The sequence below is a fragment of the Spirosoma radiotolerans genome, from assembly GCF_000974425.1.
Lineage (GTDB): Bacteria > Bacteroidota > Bacteroidia > Cytophagales > Spirosomataceae > Spirosoma > Spirosoma radiotolerans.
Genome location: NZ_CP010429.1, coordinates 3,282,777 through 3,300,046, shown reverse-complemented (window position 1 = coordinate 3,300,046; position 17,270 = coordinate 3,282,777). Strand labels below are relative to the sequence as shown.

Annotated in this window: 14 protein-coding genes; 11 read left to right on the top strand and 3 right to left on the bottom strand. The window is 51.0% G+C overall.

The window, feature by feature from the left end:
* Positions 1-35: 35 nt before the first annotated feature.
* The 5 genes from SD10_RS13390 to SD10_RS13370 all read left to right on the top strand — a co-directional run bounded on the left by SD10_RS13390 (position 36) and on the right by SD10_RS13370 (position 4,743).
* Positions 36-1,310, top strand: coding sequence for a TIM barrel protein (locus SD10_RS13390; protein ID WP_046574245.1), 1,275 nt, complete (start codon positions 36-38; stop codon positions 1,308-1,310).
* Positions 1,311-1,397: 87 nt separating this feature from the next.
* Positions 1,398-2,813, top strand: a complete 1,416-nt coding sequence (locus tag SD10_RS13385) for an FGGY-family carbohydrate kinase (protein ID WP_046574244.1) — start codon at positions 1,398-1,400, stop codon at positions 2,811-2,813.
* Positions 2,814-2,991: 178 nt separating this feature from the next.
* Entirely contained in the window at positions 2,992-3,306 is a 315-nt protein-coding gene (gene rhaM, locus SD10_RS13380; RefSeq protein WP_046574243.1) for an L-rhamnose mutarotase, read from the top strand.
* Between the two features lie 58 nt (positions 3,307-3,364).
* On the top strand, positions 3,365-3,703 hold the full coding sequence (locus SD10_RS28760) for a VOC family protein (protein ID WP_148562442.1): 339 nt from the start codon (positions 3,365-3,367) through the stop codon (positions 3,701-3,703).
* A gap of 5 nt (positions 3,704-3,708) precedes the next feature.
* Positions 3,709-4,743, top strand: a complete 1,035-nt coding sequence (locus SD10_RS13370; RefSeq protein ID WP_394330472.1) for a sialidase family protein — start codon at positions 3,709-3,711, stop codon at positions 4,741-4,743.
* Positions 4,744-4,773: 30 nt separating this feature from the next.
* On the opposite strand, the gene SD10_RS13365 is transcribed toward SD10_RS13370, so the two are convergent.
* A complete protein-coding gene (locus SD10_RS13365; RefSeq protein ID WP_046574241.1) occupies positions 4,774-5,718 on the bottom strand; it encodes a YihY/virulence factor BrkB family protein in 945 nt (314 codons plus the stop codon).
* A 221-nt stretch (positions 5,719-5,939) separates the two neighbouring features.
* Here SD10_RS13365 and SD10_RS13360 point away from each other — a divergent pair, with 221 nt between their 5' ends.
* The 3 genes from SD10_RS13360 to SD10_RS13350 are packed head-to-tail and all read left to right on the top strand — an operon-like array spanning position 5,940 to position 9,762.
* Positions 5,940-6,479, top strand: a complete 540-nt coding sequence (locus SD10_RS13360) for a (2Fe-2S)-binding protein (protein WP_046574240.1) — start codon at positions 5,940-5,942, stop codon at positions 6,477-6,479.
* The gene (locus tag SD10_RS13355; RefSeq protein ID WP_046574239.1) at positions 6,476-7,516 is read left to right on the top strand and encodes an FAD binding domain-containing protein; all 1,041 of its coding nucleotides are present in this window, start codon (positions 6,476-6,478) and stop codon (positions 7,514-7,516) included. Before SD10_RS13360 ends, SD10_RS13355 begins: the two co-directional genes overlap by 4 nt.
* Positions 7,513-9,762: a xanthine dehydrogenase family protein molybdopterin-binding subunit gene (locus SD10_RS13350; RefSeq protein WP_046574238.1), complete on the top strand. Its 2,250-nt coding sequence runs from the start codon at positions 7,513-7,515 to the stop codon at positions 9,760-9,762. Before SD10_RS13355 ends, SD10_RS13350 begins: the two co-directional genes overlap by 4 nt.
* Positions 9,763-9,837: 75 nt before the next feature.
* Here the strand turns inward: SD10_RS13350 and SD10_RS13345 are convergent, their stop codons facing one another.
* Positions 9,838-11,430: a serine hydrolase domain-containing protein gene (locus SD10_RS13345; protein ID WP_046574237.1), complete on the bottom strand. Its 1,593-nt coding sequence runs from the start codon at positions 11,428-11,430 to the stop codon at positions 9,838-9,840.
* A gap of 174 nt (positions 11,431-11,604) precedes the next feature.
* Here SD10_RS13345 and SD10_RS13340 point away from each other — a divergent pair, with 174 nt between their 5' ends.
* Positions 11,605-12,105 (top strand): YybH family protein, encoded by a 501-nt coding sequence (locus SD10_RS13340; protein WP_046579485.1) that lies wholly within the window; start codon positions 11,605-11,607, stop codon positions 12,103-12,105.
* 368 nt (positions 12,106-12,473) lie between these two features.
* Here SD10_RS13340 and SD10_RS13335 read toward each other — a convergent pair whose 3' ends face one another.
* Complete coding sequence (locus tag SD10_RS13335; RefSeq protein WP_046579484.1) at positions 12,474-14,201, bottom strand: glutamine--tRNA ligase/YqeY domain fusion protein; 1,728 nt, start codon at positions 14,199-14,201, stop codon at positions 12,474-12,476.
* A 376-nt stretch (positions 14,202-14,577) separates the two neighbouring features.
* Here SD10_RS13335 and SD10_RS13330 point away from each other — a divergent pair, with 376 nt between their 5' ends.
* Together SD10_RS13330 and SD10_RS13325 are read left to right on the top strand one after the other, a co-directional pair.
* Positions 14,578-15,924, top strand: a complete 1,347-nt coding sequence (locus SD10_RS13330; protein ID WP_046574236.1) for a TolC family protein — start codon at positions 14,578-14,580, stop codon at positions 15,922-15,924.
* A 113-nt stretch (positions 15,925-16,037) separates the two neighbouring features.
* Positions 16,038-17,201 (top strand): efflux RND transporter periplasmic adaptor subunit, encoded by a 1,164-nt coding sequence (locus tag SD10_RS13325; RefSeq protein WP_046574235.1) that lies wholly within the window; start codon positions 16,038-16,040, stop codon positions 17,199-17,201.
* Positions 17,202-17,270: the final 69 nt, after the last annotated feature.

Below are 17,270 nucleotides of genomic sequence, written 5' to 3'. Positions count from 1 at the left end.
AATCCTGTAAAACGGATACATAAATCCTAAACCTAATGAAACTCGACCCTGAATCTATTGCTGAGTATAACCAAACGCAGTTGGAAGGCCATCAACGGAAACTATCCTACTGGACACAGGAGGTGGCTAAGGCAGAGCCGGTTATTCAGAAACTAATTGATTTCCAGATTGCTATTCCGAGTTGGGCGCTGGGAACAGGCGGCACCCGTTTTGGGCGGTTTCCGGGTGGGGGAGAACCCCGTAGTCTGGAAGAAAAAATCGCCGATGTAGGCCTTCTCCATGCGCTGAACCGCGCCAGTGGCGCAATTTCCCTGCACATCCCCTGGGATATCCCGACCGATCCCAACGCGATCAGGCAATTGGCGGCTCAGCACGGATTGCGGTTCGATGCTGTGAACTCCAATACGTTTCAGGATCAGCTCGATGCGCAGCAGAGTTACAAATTTGGCTCCTTACAACATACCGATCCGGCTGTGCGTCGGCAGGCTATCGAGCATAATATTGAGGTGATCCGGCATGGCGTGGCGTTGGGCTCCGATGCGCTGACCGTCTGGCTGTCGGATGGATCCTGCTTTCCGGGTCAGCTTAACTTCCGCAAAGCATTTGACCGGACACTGTCGAGTCTCGAAGAGATCTACGCGGCTTTGCCCAATGACTGGAAGCTGTTTGTGGAGTACAAGGCTTTCGAGCCTAATTTTTATTCAATGACCGTTGGCGATTGGGGCAGCAGCTTCCTGTATGCCAACAAACTCGGCCCCAAAGCCTATACCCTTGTTGACTTAGGCCACCATTTGCCCAATGCCAACATCGAACAGATCGTTGCGATTTTATTACACCAGGGTAAGCTTGGGGGCTTCCATTTCAACGACTCCAAATATGGCGATGATGATCTGACAGCAGGCAGTATCAAACCGTACCAGTTATTCCTGATTTTCACCGAACTGGTCGATGGGCTGGACGCCCGCGGGATGAACCATGCAACTGACCTTGGCTGGATGATCGATGCGAGTCACAACGTAAAAGATCCCCTCGAAGACTTGCTTCAGTCGGTAGAAGCTATACAAATTGCTTATGCACAGGCGCTTATAGTCGACCGCGAAGCGCTGGAAGATGCCCGGGAGGCCAACGATCCGGTACGGGCACAGGAGATTTTGCAGGACGCCTTCCGGACCGACGTTCGGCCTCTGGTTGCCGAAGCCCGTCGTCGGGCTGGTGCTTCCTTAAATCCGCTGGGTTTGTATCGGCAGTTAAATGTCCGCCAGCAACTTATTGGCGAGCGGGGTGCCAAAACTGTAACCACGGGACTGTAAATCAAGAGCGAAAGAGCGGTCTGCCGGTTTGGTGCATACGCACGCGTTACCACTCTTTCGCTCTTTCATTCTTTCACTCATTACTACATGAAACAGACTCCCGCTATTGCCGTCTTCGATATTGGGAAGACCAATAAAAAGCTGTTCCTCTTTGATGAATATTATCGAATTGTGTGGGAAAAATCGGAACAGTTTGTCGAGATTACAGACAACGATGGAGACGCCTGTGAGGATCTTGACCAGCTAACCAACTGGATAACATTGTCGCTGACGGAGGTGCTGGCCTTGCCTGATTTTTCCGTTCAGGCGGTTAATTTCTCAACGTATGGCGCTAGTCTGGTTTTGATTGATCCGGCCGGAAAACCGCTGTGTCCGCTGTATAATTACCTGAAAGCTTACCCCCCGACACTACTCCAGCAGTTTTTTCGTAAGTACGGGCCTGAATCAGAGATTACCCGACAAACGGCCTCACCCTCGCTAAGCAGTTTAAATTCCGGGCTTCAGTTGTACCGATTTAAATACGAGCAGCCCGACTTGTTCAATCGCCTGGGCTACGCGCTGCATTTGCCGCAATATGCCAGCTATTTAATCAGCCAATGGCCAGTTTCGGATCTGACCAGTATTGGGTGTCATACCATGCTCTGGGATTTCGACCGGCAGGTCTACCATTCCTGGGTTGGTAAAGAAAAACTCGATACCCGTCTGGCGCCAATTGTCCCGTCTGACTCGGCCCGTCTGGTGACTGTGAACGGTAACTCCATTCAGGTAGGCGTTGGTCTTCACGACAGTTCGGCGGCATTAATTCCCTATCTGGCATCGTTTCAGGAGCCGTTTGTGCTGATCTCAACCGGGACCTGGTGCGTGAGCATGAACCCATTCAACAGCAGTCCGCTAACTCCGGAGGAGTTGCAGTATGACTGTCTCAACTACATGCATTATAAAGGGCAGCCGGTCAAATCGGCCCGTTTGTTTGCGGGTTATGAGCACGAGCATCAGGTAAAACGCCTGGCCGATCATTTTCAGGTACCGATCGATGCCTATGTTCGGGTAGCATACGACCCTGACTTGGTCGAACAACTGCGTCAGCATGTCAGTCAGGTAACCACAGAAGAAGATGCCAAAGGAAAACAACTGCTTTCCATGCAGGGATCTTTGTTTGGGCAACGTGACCTGGCGGATTTCGCAACGTACGAGGAGGCTTATCATCAGTTGATGCTGGATATTGTTGCCCAGCAATTGATTTCAACGAACCTTGTTCTTGCCGACACATCGAACAACCGGGTAAACGTCAAACGGCTTTTTGTAGATGGTGGCTTTGGAAAAAACCCTATTTACATGAACCTGCTGGCTAAAGCCTTTCCCGACATCGACGTGTATGCTGCCTCGGTGGCTCAGGCGTCGGCATTAGGAGCCGCCCTGGCCATTCATTCTTATTGGAATGCTCAGCCGCTCCCAAGCGATTGCGTTGACCTAAAGAAGTACACCACGTCGGTGATTGCCTGAAAGGCCTTTTTATTGACCCTACCGCACATGAGAGTGAACCCGCTGGTTACTCGCCTTGTCCGGTTCACGGTTTGTGGCGGCCCGTCGCACGGTGGCTAGCGCGAAGCTATACAGGCGTCAGCCAACCGTGCGACGGACCGCCGTAAACCTCAAACTGTAAACCCTAAACGACAAGCCAATGGAAGAAATAGCGTTTACAATGAAATTGAAACCGGGCGTGGCGGCTGAATACCAGCGTAGGCACGATGCGATCTGGCCGGAATTAACGGCTGCTCTCAAGGAGGCAGGTATCCGGGATTATTCGATTTACCTCGATCATGCAACAGGAACCTTGTTTGCTGTACAGAAGCGCCTGCCAAACCATACCACCGAAGCGTTACCAGGATTGCCCGTTATGCAGCGCTGGTGGGCCTATATGGCCGATTTGATGGAAACAAATCCCGACAACTCCCCAGTCGCCGTTTCCTTAACCCGTGTGTTCCATCAGGACTAGTATTATTAAAAAGCAAACTAGCTACTTTTACATGGACAACGCCTTGCATCTTAGTCCAATGATTCCTTCTTTTGATCTGAAGGAAACCGCGCACTTTTTTGAGGATGTGCTGGCATTTCGTCGGGCAAGGCATGACGAAACATATAGCATCCTCCACAAAAATAACCTCACCGTCCATGTCCAACGGGCTGGAGCCGAGATTGGTGAACAGTCATTTTACCTGGAAGTAGACGATATCGACTTGCTTTGGGAGTTCATCAAATACAACGTGGCGTCACTCAGGGTAAAAGAACCCTTCGACCAGGCGTATGGTATGAGAGAAGCGCACATAATTATTCCCAGTACAAAAACATTGCTATTTATTGGGCAATTGATTAAGAACAAATTACATACGTGAAAATAATAACCCGCTCGCTTTCGCTTGTTATTCTCTGTTTGTTCAGCCTGGACCTGTTCGCTCAGCCAGCTAACCCGGCTATTCTCCGAAGTGAGTTGATCTACGAACAACCGCCCACGCCAGAATGTCATGCGTCGACCATTGCCGAAACGCCGAATGCACTAGTTGCTGCCTGGTTTGGGGGCGAGTATGAGCGTCATCCCAATGTAGGCATTTGGGTGAGTAGCCGGACCGGCACGGCCTGGTCGACACCAGTAGAAGTAGCCACCGGTGCGCAACCGGATGGAAAGCGGTTGCCGTGCTGGAATCCAGTTCTGTTTCAGGCACCTAAAGGTGAATTGATTCTGTTCTATAAAGTCGGGCCCAGCCCATCGACCTGGTGGGGACTGTTAAAACGATCCAAAGATGGCGGCAGGACCTGGTCGGAAGCGGAGCGACTTCCTGAAGGCATTGTAGGACCTATCAAAAATAAACCTGTTTTGCTGGCGTCCGGAGTTTTGTTATGCCCCAGCAGTTCGGAAGATCACAACTGGCGCGTGCATTTCGAGCAAACCAGCGACTGGGGGAAAACGTGGCAGAAAACAGCACCCATCAATGAGGGCGTCACTGACGGAGCAATTCAACCAAGTATTTTGTTTCATCCGAATGGACAGTTACAGGCCCTCTGCCGTAGTCAGAAAGTTGGGTTTATTCTCGAAACATGGTCAAAAGATGGGGGCAAGAGCTGGTCGCCATTGCAGAAAACAACCCTGCTGAATCCGAACTCGGGAACGGACGCGGTGACCCTGAAAGACGGTCGTCAGGTGTTGGTTTACAACCCGGTCGGGAATAAGGAAGGACATGGCGGAGCCCGCACACCCCTCGACGTAGCAATTTCCGATGATGGAAAAACCTGGAAAACGCTGGCGGTTCTCGAAAACGAACCCGGTGAATTCTCGTATCCAGCGGTTATTCAAACAGCGGATGGCCTTATTCACGTCACTTACACCTGGAAACGAAAGCGCATCAAACACGTTGTGCTCGACCCGAAGAGAGCGTAATCAATGCGGTTTCAGTCCGGCCTGTCTACCTTATTTTTTAGTCGGCAGAGCGGCCACGTCGCGTTCGCGTTCCGTCTGTTCGACATAAACGGCATAGTCCGCCGGTTCGATTTTGATACCAAAGTGATTGGCGTAGGCCTGTGTGAATTCAGCCCCGAAATACAAGATTGCGGCTGTGTAATAGATCCACGTCAGAATAACGATCAGTGAACCAGCGGCTCCGTAAGCCGAACTGGTGCTGGTTGTTTCGATGTACAACCCAATCAGGTAACGCCCCAGCATAAAAAGCAAAGCCGTAAACAAGGCACCCCAGCGTACGTCTTTCCAGGCAATCTTAGCATCGGGGAGCACTTTAAAAATAATACCGAAGAGGGCGGTTACCACCGACGTGCTTATCAGAAAATTGAGTGCCGTGATCAGAAGGTAGCCAATGCTGGGTATATACCGGGTAATAATATTACTCATAGCCAGAACAAGCCCGTTGATAATCAGGGACACCAACAGTAGAAAACCCAAGCTGACAACCAGAGAGGAAGAGAGCAATCGATCTTTCAGAATCTTCAGCCAGCCTCGCTTTGGTTTAGCTTTTACCCGCCAGATCATATTCACCGAGTCCTGAATTTCAACGAAAATGCTGGTTGCGCCAACAACCAGCGTAATAATTCCGATGGCCAGCGCTGTGTTGGTTTTACCGGATAAACCAACGTTTTTGATCATGTCCTGAATTTGCTTGGCGGCTTCATTTCCCACCAGCCCATTTATCTGGGAAAATATTTGTCCCTGAATCGCTTCCTGCCCCAGAAAAATACTGACCACCGAGATGATGAGCACCAGTAGGGGAGCCAGTGCGAAAACCGTGTAATAAGCAAGAGCGGCACTTAGCTTTAAACACCGGTCGTCCAGGAAACCATTAAAGGCATCCCGGATCACAATCCATAGGTCCGAAAAGAAAGTTTTTAGGCTCTTCGATTTCATATCCGTTGAGTTGTCTTACGTCCAACCACCAGGCGTCAGTGATTGATTTGTTGCATCGAGTAAGTAGCTGTTCTAACCAAAATACAGATGAGTTGTTAGCCATACACCCGGTAAATCCATACTACGGATCAATTTGTTGTCACTTCCCGGTGAGATGAATTTTAAACAACCACTGCTACATAGGGTTCTGAATTAAGTAAACATAACTTACTCGATGCATTATGAACCCTGCTGTAGAATTGTACCCGCCTGACCAGCGAACACCGTCTCTGCCCCCCATCCATTCCGTGAAATTAAGGGTCAACGGAAAAGTAACGGAATTACAGATTGCTCCCTGGACAACGCTGCTCGATGCCCTTCGGGAGTACATGGATCTGACTGGTACCAAAAAAGGCTGTGACCACGGTCAATGTGGCGCCTGCACAATATTGGTGAATGGAAAACGCATCAACTCCTGTCTCACACTAGCCATTATGCAGGAAGACACTGAAATTACCACCATTGAAGGACTGGCTCCGCAGGATGGCAGCTCGGCGGGGCAACTTCACCCGCTTCAGCAGGCCTTCATCGAACGGGACGCCTTTCAGTGCGGCTATTGCACGCCAGGGCAAATCTGCTCGGCGGTTGGGCTTATGAATGAGGGGAAAGCCAGAACAACGGCCGATATCCGTGAACTGATGAGCGGCAATATTTGCCGGTGTGGAGCCTATACCAACATCGTCGACGCCATTGAGGACGTCTTGAACCAGAAAACGGTATGAACAGCTTTACCTATACCCGAACCGATGCCATAGATACCGCTGTACGCGAACGGGCATCCGAACAGACCGCAAAATTCATTGCCGGGGGCACCAATCTCATCGATCTGATGAAGGAAAATGTGGAACGTCCCACGCGCCTGATCGATATAACGAAACTTCCGCTGACAACAATCTCCGATACCGTAGCCGGTGGCTTGCGGCTTGGTGCCCTGATGACCAATGCCGATACGGCTTACAACGAACAGGTCATACAGCGGTATCCGTTATTATCGCAGGCCATTCTGGCCGGAGCATCGCCCCAACTACGAAACATGGCGACCGATGGCGGTAACCTCCTGCAACGGACGCGCTGTTACTACTTTTACGATACGGCTACGCCCTGCAACAAACGGGAACCCGGCTCGGGCTGCTCGGCCATTAATGGCTACAACCGGATTCATGCGATTTTGGGTACCCATGACCGGGACCACACCGGCGGAATGGCCGAACCGTCCTGCATCGCTACGCATCCGTCGGATATGTGTGTGGCTTTAGCCGCTCTGGAAGCGGAGGTTCGGGTGAAAGGCAGCAACGGTGAACGCACCATCCCCTTCGCTGACTTCCACCGGCTTCCCGGCAATACGCCCCAGATCGATAATACACTGCAACCTGACGAACTGATAACTTCAATTGACTTGCCTGCCCGTGGGTTTCCTGAATTCCACACCTATCTGAAACTCCGCGATCGCGCTTCTTATGCGTTTGCGCTGGTGTCAGTGGCAGTTGGGTTGGAGATGGATCAGAGCGACGGTCGCGGTAACACGATCACCACGGCTCGCATCGCCCTCGGTGGCGTAGCCCATAAGCCCTGGCGCAAGCCGGAAGCCGAAACCCTGCTGGTAGGAAAACCGGCAACAAAAGAAAACTTCCAGGCTGCCGCCGAGTCGCTGCTGGCCGGTGCGCAGGGATTTGGTCATAATACATTCAAAATCGAACTGGCTAAACGCGCGATTGTCCGGGCGTTGGGACAGGCCGCTAAACTCGAACCGACCGCATGAGCACGCTACCAGGAGTGACCCCATCCATTGGAAAACCCATCAGCCGCGTCGATGGTGTAGATAAAGTAACGGGTAAGGCTAAGTATGCCGCCGAATTCAGTGTGCCCGATCTGGCCTATGGCGTCGTTGTATCCAGTGCCATTGCCAAAGGTAAAATTACCCATATCGATACGAGCGATGCGCTGGCACTCGATGGCGTGCTGGCTGTATTTACGCACGAAAATCGCCCTAAGCTAGCCTGGTTTGACATTAGTTATAAAGATCAGGATGCACCACCGGGTTCACCATTTCGGCCGTTGCATAACGCGACTATTAATTACAGCGGGCAACCTATCGCATTGGTCGTTGCGGAAACGTTTGAGTTGGCCCGCTACGCAGCCACGCTGATTCGGGCTGAATACAAAGAAGATACCCACGAAACCAGTCTGGAAACCAACCTGCACCAGGCTCGGAAACCAAAATCAGGTATCGCTTCGTTGCTGAAACCACCACCACCAAAACCCCGTGGCGACTTCGAAAAGGCCTATACGGAGGCCCCGGTAGCTGTGAACGGTCGGTATGTCCATGCCGCTGAGCACCATAATCCTATGGAGCTGTTTGCTACGACGGTTGCCTACGAAAAGGGTGGTAAACTGACCATTTATGACAAAACGCAGGGCGTAACCAACAGCATTCTGTACGTAACACAGGTATTTAACATCCCCTTTAAGGATGTTCGGGTGCTTTCGCCCTATATGGGTGGCGGGTTTGGCTCGGGTTTACGTCCTCAATACCAGTTGTTTATGGCCGTTATGGCGGCTCGTGAACTGAAGCGGTCGGTACGGGTTTCGCTTACCCGCCAGCAGATGTTCACCTTCGGTCACCGTCCCGCCACAGTCCAGAATGTAGCGCTGGGAGCGCTGGCTGATGGAACCATGAACGCGCTTTATCATGATGCCGTGGGAGAAACGTCGCAATTTGAGGATTATACCGAAGTGGTCGTCAATTGGGGTGGCATGCTTTATCCCGCCGAAAATGTCAAGATGGACTACAAGCTGGTGCCGCTGGATGTGTATAGTCCGCTCGACATGCGGGCGCCGGGTGGCGTAACGGGCATGTCGGCCTTGGAAGAGGCTATGGATGAACTGGCATACAATGCAGGTATGGACCCGATGGAGTTTCGGCTTAAAAACTATACTGACCTGGACCACAACCAAAACCTGCCGTATTCGAGTAAGGAGCTTCGGGAGTGTTTCCGGCAGGGGGCCGAACGATTTGGCTGGTCGAGTCGTAATCCAGTACCTCGTTCCATGAAAAAAGACCATAATCTGATTGGCTGGGGCATGGCAACCGGTATCTGGGAAGCAAATCAGATGCCGGCTCGTGCCGAAGCCGTCCTGATGGTAAATGGGAAGCTACGCGTGAGCAGCGCTACGGCTGATATTGGTACGGGGACGTATACTATTATGACGCAGATTGCCGCCGACACGCTCGGTCTGCCAGTCAGTGACGTGCTGTTTAAACTGGGCGATACCGATATGCCAATCGCGCCTATTTCGGGTGGTTCGTGGACGGCAGCCACGGTAGGCTCGGCGGTACAGGCCGCTTGCCAGGCGGTAGGAAAAACGTTGCTCAAACTTGCTAAAAAGATGCCTGACTCACCGTTCAAGGGAGTTAAATGGGAGGAGGTTACTTTTTCTGATAAGCACATGCGCCTGAAACGTGACCCGTCTGTTGCGCTCTCTCTGCAAACGCTCGTTGATCAAAATGGGGGCAAAGCTGTTCGGGAAACGACGGGCGCTCTGCCGAATATGCTGAAGCAGAGGAAGTACACGCGGAGTGCCCACTCGGCCGTATTTGTCGAAGTAATGGTCGATGAAGAGCTGGGTACGGTAAAAGTGACCCGTGCCGTGAGCGCGATTGCGGGTGGGCGCATTCTGAATCCGAAAACAGCCCGGAGCCAGATACTGGGTGGTATGGTTTGGGGAATCAGCAAAGCCCTCGAAGAGGAGAGCGTTATGGATCACAACTTCGGACGGTTTATGAACCACAATCTATCCGAATACCACGTGGCTGTGAATGCCGACATTCATGACCTTGACGTCATTTTTGTGGAGGAGCATGACGACATCGTAAATCCGCTGGGCGTGAAAGGCCTGGGCGAAATTGGTATTGTGGGTATGCCCGCAGCCATCGCCAACGCCGTTTTCCACGCAACGGGACGCCGTGTTCGCGACCTGCCTATTACGCTCGATAAGTTGTTGTAGTTTTAAAAAAGTCCAGCGGTATGTCAGCATGCTACAGGTCAGGCCTGGGCCATGCTGCCATACCGCTGAAATAAATCAGGCAGTCATTTTGCCTTCTAGTACGGGTCGTTTGTCCTTCGTTTTATTGAGTGTACTCAGGCTGCTCTGGAATTCGACCTGAACGTCGTCTTTGCCAAATCGGCAGGTGACGGTATCATAGTGAGCCGTTTCGATGAACCGCCAGATCATGACAAAGGTGTTGGCGTCCTGCCAACTGCCGCTGCCCGCTACTTTTCGGACGGGTCCTCCCGGCACAACCGTCGGGGTTAGCGACAGGGGAGCGACCGAAAATGTGGTTGTGCTATCCCGGTAGCGACCAACGCCACATAGCACCTGATGGTCGCCCTGGTCGTCCTGAAGTTTGAAAATGCACCCATCTTTCCCGAACGTCAGCGAGACATCTTTTACATGCAAGGAGTTCTCTGCGACGGCAAATGTCTTGCCGCTTATCTGGCTCGCTACCGTTGAACTAGCCTGTGAAGTGGGTGGGGTCAGCGCCAGGGTTGTCAATTTTTGCGTCAGAGCTGCCTGCTTAATTTTATCGGCAGATAGTCCATTCCCCTCAAGCGCAGGCAAGATATGATCCCAGACCGCATTGAGAATACCCTGCATATCTGCCGACTCGGACGTAATCGCGACAACGGCGTCTTCTTTTGGTAAGACAATGCAAAACTGGCCAAAGGCACCATCGCCCCGGTATGCATCGTGGCGACACCGCCAGAATTGATACCCATATCCTTGAATCCAGTCGTTTACACTGGCATCGCCTTTGCCACCCTTAGACTCTACTTCGGCGCGTGTTGCATCGGCAATCCAGTTTTCGGCAATCAGCCGTTTGCCATTCCAAACCCCTTTCTGTAGATAAAGCTGGCCGAACTTAGCAATGTCTTCGGTGCGCAGCCGAAGGCCCCATCCGCCGGTATTGATTCCATTTGGATCGACTTCCCAGTCCTCGCCTTCGATGCCCAGCGGCCCGAACAGGCGCGGTTTGAGGTACTCAACGACAGGCATACCGGTGAGCTTTTGCACGATGGCCGAAAGCATATAAGTAGCTCCGCTATTGTACACAAAAAATGTTCCGGGCTTATGGTCAACGGGTTGAGCCAGAAACGATTTTATCCAGTTGGTATCCGTACCGCCCCGAAGCGATGGCGTGGTATCTTTATCATGCCCCGTGGACATGGTCAGTAGATCTTTCACGCGCATAGCCGCCAGATTGGCGCTGATCGTAGCCGGAACATCCTTCGGAAAGAAGGAAACAACCTTATCCTCCACCGTCAGCCGTTTTTCGGCCACCGCCATGCCAACGGCGGTTGAGGTAAAGCTCTTGCTGAGCGAATACAACGTGTGTTTAAGGTCGGGAGCATAGGGAGCCCACCAACCTTCAGCAACAACCTGCCCATGCCGAAGGACCATAACACTGTGTACATTGAGTTTCTTCGCTTCGATAGTGTTGACAAAATCCAACAGGCCACCGGGCGCGACGCCTTGTTTTTCAGGCAAACTACGGGGCAGTTTACCTGACTTCGTTGGGACTGTCCAGGCGCTTACGGGTAAGGTAGTGGCAATGCTCAGGCCAACGGCCCCGAAGCCAAGTTGCCGGAGGAAATCTCTGCGGTTGAGGTTCATTGGTTCACAAAGGGTTTTTAGTAGCCTATCGTTCTCTAAATGGTTAGGTGACGTAGCGATAGCAAAAGTAGAGAATGGGGTGGGAGATACTATTCACGGTGAAAATTTAATCAAGCGCCGGTCGTACTCCTGATCGCTGACTGGTGTCGGTTGTTTATGTACTATCTTCATGGGATGAAGAAAACCTTACCACCATTTTTGGTTATCAGCCTGATATCCCTACTGTCTCCCTTTTATTCACTGGCTCAGTACGGAACTGAATCGGCCGCCGATGAGAAGCTTATTCGTGCCCTCCGACTACAGTCGAATGAAGCCATACAGGCGCGTGACCTTACCGGATTTGGAAAGACAATGCGGGCGGATATTGAAGTAACCCGGGGAAGCGGTCCTCATGTATCGGGTCGAGATTCCGTGCTGGCATCGGTATCCGTCCAGTTCAGGGATAAGTCGTTTCTGGGTTATGTACGGATGACGGATAGCGTACGGGTCAGTACGTCGGCTCCATTGGCTGCTGAACAGGGTCATTGGGTTGGCCGTTTCCAGCGGCCCGACGGTATCCAAACCCTAACCGGCGTTTATCTGGCCATGTGGCAAAAAGACAGCGAAGGCTGGCGAATTCGTTCCGAGCTGTTCGTCAGCCTGGCCTGTTCGGGCAGTGCCGCCTGCGGAAAGTGAATTGTAGCTTAGTTAGGACAATCCAGGCAGGTTTTCTAAGTCTTATCGGTGAAATCAGTTTCATAAAACTGACGTGAGCGGTTTCTCAAAACCGCGTACTGCTGGTTGAGTAAAGGAGGTTTTGAGAAACCTTCCCGTATCGGTTTTTAAGAAACCGGCACCACAAATAAAAGCTAGTTGGCCATACTTTTTAATGATAAATTATGACCAACTATCTCTTTAATCTCATCTCTCCTTCTGCTCTTTGGCCCAGACGTCTTTCAACGTTACGGTTCGGTTGAAAACGAAATAGGGCATACTGCTAACAATTTTAGCTCAATCTGGCGCCATTGAGTTTTGAGTAGATGGCACCAGATTGATATATATTCCTAACCCTTCTTTAGCTCTTTCGCCCAGGCGTCTTTCAGCGTGACGGTCCGGTTGAAAACGGGCCGCTCGGCGGTAGAATCAGGGTCGCTGATGAAGTACCCTTTGCGCATAAACTGCACGTTGGCTGGCGAACCCGACCGAATGGATTCAACCAGCGACGGCTCCACAAACGCACGGACGACTGTTAGTGAATCTGGGTTTAATAATTCTTTGAAATCCCGGTCGTCGGCGGCCGGGTTCTCGACGGAGAACAGACGGTCATACAGACGGACTTCGGCTTCTACGGCGTGTGGTACCGACACCCAGTGAATGGTGCCTTTGACGTTGATACCCGACGTATCGGATCCACTCCGGCTTTCAGGAATGTAAGAGCAACGCAGTTCAATAATCTCGCCCGCATTGTCTTTCACCACCTCGTCGCATTTAATAATGTAGGCACCTTTGAGCCGAACCATACCGCCAGGAAATAGTCGGAAGAACTTCTTGGGCGGGTTCTCCATGAAATCATCCCGCTCGATATACACCTCCCGACTAAACGGCACATCCCGCTCACCCGATGCCGGATCTTCGGGATTGTTTTCAATCCGCATGATTTCCTCACGGCCAACTTCGTAGTTGGTCAGGACGAGCTTAAGGGGCTTCTCGTCCAGAACAGCCATAACCCGGTGGGTCGTTTTGTTGAGTTCTTCACGGATGCAGAATTCAAGCAAACCAACATCAATCAGGTTGTCCCGTTTGGCAATGCCGATCCGGTCAGCAAATTCACGCAGGCTGGCCGGTGTATAGCCCCGCCGACGAATGCCCGCAATGGTTGGCATACGTGGGTCGTCCCAACCAGTCACGTGTCCTTCTTCCACCAACAGTTTCAACTTACGTTTGCTCATGACCGTATAGGTCAGGTTCAGCCGGGCAAACTCAATTTGGCGGGAAGGGAAAATGGCTAATTTATCGATAAACCATTCATACAACGGCCGGTGTACCTCAAACTCCAGTGTACACAACGAGTGGGTAATATGCTCAATGGCGTCGGACTGCCCGTGGGCAAAATCATACATGGGATAAATGCACCAGGTATCGCCCGTACGGTGGTGATGCGCGTGTTTAATGCGGTAAATGATCGGGTCGCGCAACTGCATATTTGGCGAGGCCATATCGACCTTTGCCCGTAGCACTTTCGCGCCATCAGGATATTCGCCCGCCTTCATGCGCCGGAACAGATCGAGGTTCTCATCGACGCTCCGGTCGCGGTACTGATTCGATTTGCCTGGTTCGGTAGGAGTTCCTTTCTGAGCCGCTATTTCCTCGGCCGTTGAATCATCGACGTAGGCTAAACCTTTCAGAATTAGGGTTTCAGCAAACTGGTAAATCTGGTCGAAGTAATCAGATGCATAAAATTCATTTTCCCAGTTGAAACCAAGCCAGCGGACATCATTCTTGATAGAATCGACGTATTCGGTATCTTCCGTAACGGGATTTGTATCATCAAAACGGAGGTTTGTCTGCCCGCCGTATTTGTCTGCCAAACCGAAGTTGAGGCAAATCGACTTGGCGTGGCCAATATGCAGATAGCCGTTTGGCTCGGGCGGAAAACGGGTATGTACCCGGCCACCGTTCTTGCCCGACGCTAAATCGTCTTCAACAATCTGTTCAATAAAATTCAATGATCCTCCGGCGTTGTTGCGGTCTGCCGCACTGTATTCGTCGGAGTCTTTGGTTACTTCACTCATGTCGCTTAATCGCTGCTGATAAAGCCCCGAAATTACGGGCTTTGAGCGGGTTTGACAAACCCAGACCAAGTTGTTTTGAAACGAATGAATACTTGCCGAAAAACCACTAACTAAGTAAGGGATATACGCTTCGCTAATTAAAGCTGCCAGTGAAGTAATTAGCTATTTAAATTTAAGGGTTACCTATGTTGCTGATTATTAGGGGTATAGGCTTAGTGAATTTGCTGATTTTATTTGAAGAAAATTACTTAAGTAATCAAAGATCGTTAATTAATTTATTATTACGAGTGAACAAAAGAGCGATCAGAAACAGTTGTTGGATAGTACACGTTGTTGACTAGTATCAACTGCGGATACGATTGCCACTCATTGATTTATGAAGAATTGTTGGTTTATTCTCCTTCTTGGAGTTATCAGCGCATGTTCGGGTTCGGTTTTCGCGCAAAAAACAGCAGACTCTTTAGCCAGACAGGCTTACCTGCCCGATTGTATTCAGTATGCTTTAGGCCATCAGCCTATTGTTCGCCAGTCAGTCATTGATCAGGAAATTGCCGAACGGACGGTTCAAAGTGCGCTGGCCGCCTGGTATCCGCAGATTGCCGCTGGGTACAACCTCATTCACAACATTAAGTTACCAACAACGATCTTTCCTGATCCAACTACCGGAGAGAGCGTTCCCCGAACGATTGGGGCAAAGAACACATCGACCGCTTCGTTGTCGGTAACGCAAAGTATTTTTAATCGGGATGTGTTGCTGGCCAGCCGAACTGCCGATGCGTACCGCGCACAGGCTTCCCAAAATACGGTCAGAAACAAGATCGACGTAGTTGTCAACGTCAGCAAAGCCTTTTATGATGTTATTCTGACGCAGCGGCAGGTGGATATACTAAGCGAGGACATTGTCCGGCTGCAACGGAGCCTTCAGGATGCGTCCAACCAGTATCAGGGCGGCATCGTTGACCGAACGGACCCGCAACGGGCGCGGATTGCGCTCAACAATTCCCGAGCCCAGCAAAAGCAATATCGGGATCTGGTAGGAGCAAAGGTGCAAACGTTGAAGCAACTCATGGGTTATCCACCCAATGGGGTACTCAACTTAACCTACGACACACTTCAACTGGCAAACGAGGTTAGTCTGGATACAACCCTGCTGGCCAATCCACAGAGTCGGATAGAATATCAACTACTGCAAACGCAGGGCCGCCTGCTGGCCGCTAACGTGCGCTACAACCGATGGGCTTATCTGCCATCCGTATCGGCTTTTGGTAATTATAATTTACTGTATCAGAATAATGCCTTCAGTCAGATTTACAATACATCGTTTCCAAACTCAGCCATTGGCTTATCGCTCGCACTACCCATTTTTCAGGGAGGACGACGAATTCAGCAGACTAAAATTGCCGAATTACAAGTTCAGCGGTTGAACTGGGACCTGGCCGCCCTGACCAGTGCTGTCGATGCTGAATATGCCCAGGCGCTGGCCAATTACAAGGGTAGTTTGTCTAACTATCTGGCGCTTCGGGAAAACCAACTGCTGGCTGAAGATGTGTATCGAGTGATTAACCTTCAGTACCGATCCGGCATAAAAACGTATCTGGATGTGACCATTGCCGAAGCCGATCTGAGAACTGCACGACTCAATGTATTCAATGCCTTGTATCAGGTGTTAATCAGTAAATTAGATGTTCAGCAGGCATTAGGCATTATTCAATTTCAACAATAGTAAAGGACCATAAAACTCATTTGCCGGTTGTCTGTAAACTCTGAATATACCCCTGGATTCTACGAATAAACGGCCTATAGTAACTCGTACCGGCGACCCGGAACAAATCATTTATGAAGCTTTTCAATCACCTGATTTTACTGACTGGAGGAGTGTTCCTGGCTGCCTGTGGCGGCAAAAAAGACGACCAGCAGCAGGCTCCTCCACCACCAACTGCTGTTTCTGCCGTGAAGGCAGAGCGGGGAAATGCTACCTACTACGATCTATTCCCAGCCACAATAACGGCTCTGGTCGAGGTAGAAATTCAGCCGCAGGTGTCTGGCAATATCACGGGTATTTTCTTTCAGGATGGGCAGCAGGTTCGTAAAGGGCAAAAGCTCTATACCATTGATCCACAGCAATACCGGGCTGGCTACGACCAGGCGGTGGCAAACCTCAATGTTCAGAAAGCGAACCTGAACCGGGCTCAGAAAGACGCCGATCGCTATAACACCCTAGCGCAGCAGGACGCGGTTGCCAAGCAATTGGTCGACAATGCCAATGCGTCGCTGGAGGCCACTCGAATGCAGGTTGAAGCGGCTCAGGCGACAATTCGGCAGGTCGGTACGAATTTGAAATACACCACAATTTACGCACCCCTTGACGGAACGATTGGTATCTCGCAGGTACGGCTTGGCGCGGCTGTAGCACCGGGGTCGACCCCTCTGAACACAATTTCTTCGGACAACCCGATTTCGGCTGACCTTCAGGTAGATGCCGCTGAAATACCACGTTTTGTGCGATTGCAAAATCAGAAGAACGTTGCTCGGGATTCGACGCTCCTGTTGGTGCTGCCTGATGGAACTACCTATAAATACCCCGGCTCCGTGCGCATTGTTGACCGCGCCGTTGACCCGCAAACGGGGACGTTACGCGTTCGGGTAGCTTTTCCTAATCCAAATAAGGAGTTGAAAGTAGGACTTAACGCCAATGTTCGGGTAAAAAATAGTACGGGCCAGCCTCAGTTGCTGATTCCATACCAGGCCGTAACCGAGCAGATGAGTGAATACTTCGTTTACGTGGTTGGCGATAGTAGTAAAGTGACCCAGAAGAAAGTAACGCTGGGAGCCCGCATCAACGATAAAGTGATTGTTAAGAATGGCCTGAACGAAGGAGAACTGGTGGTGACGGAAGGAACCCAGAAAGTACGTGAAGGCGCTAAAGTGCGGGTTACCTCTTCAGGTCAGGAAGGTACTGCGAAGGGCGACTCCAACAATCGACAAACAGCCGCAAAATAAAAATAAATGAGTGAACGAGCGAAAGATGGAAGGAGTGAATGGAAGCAGTAAGTACCCAATTCACTCTGT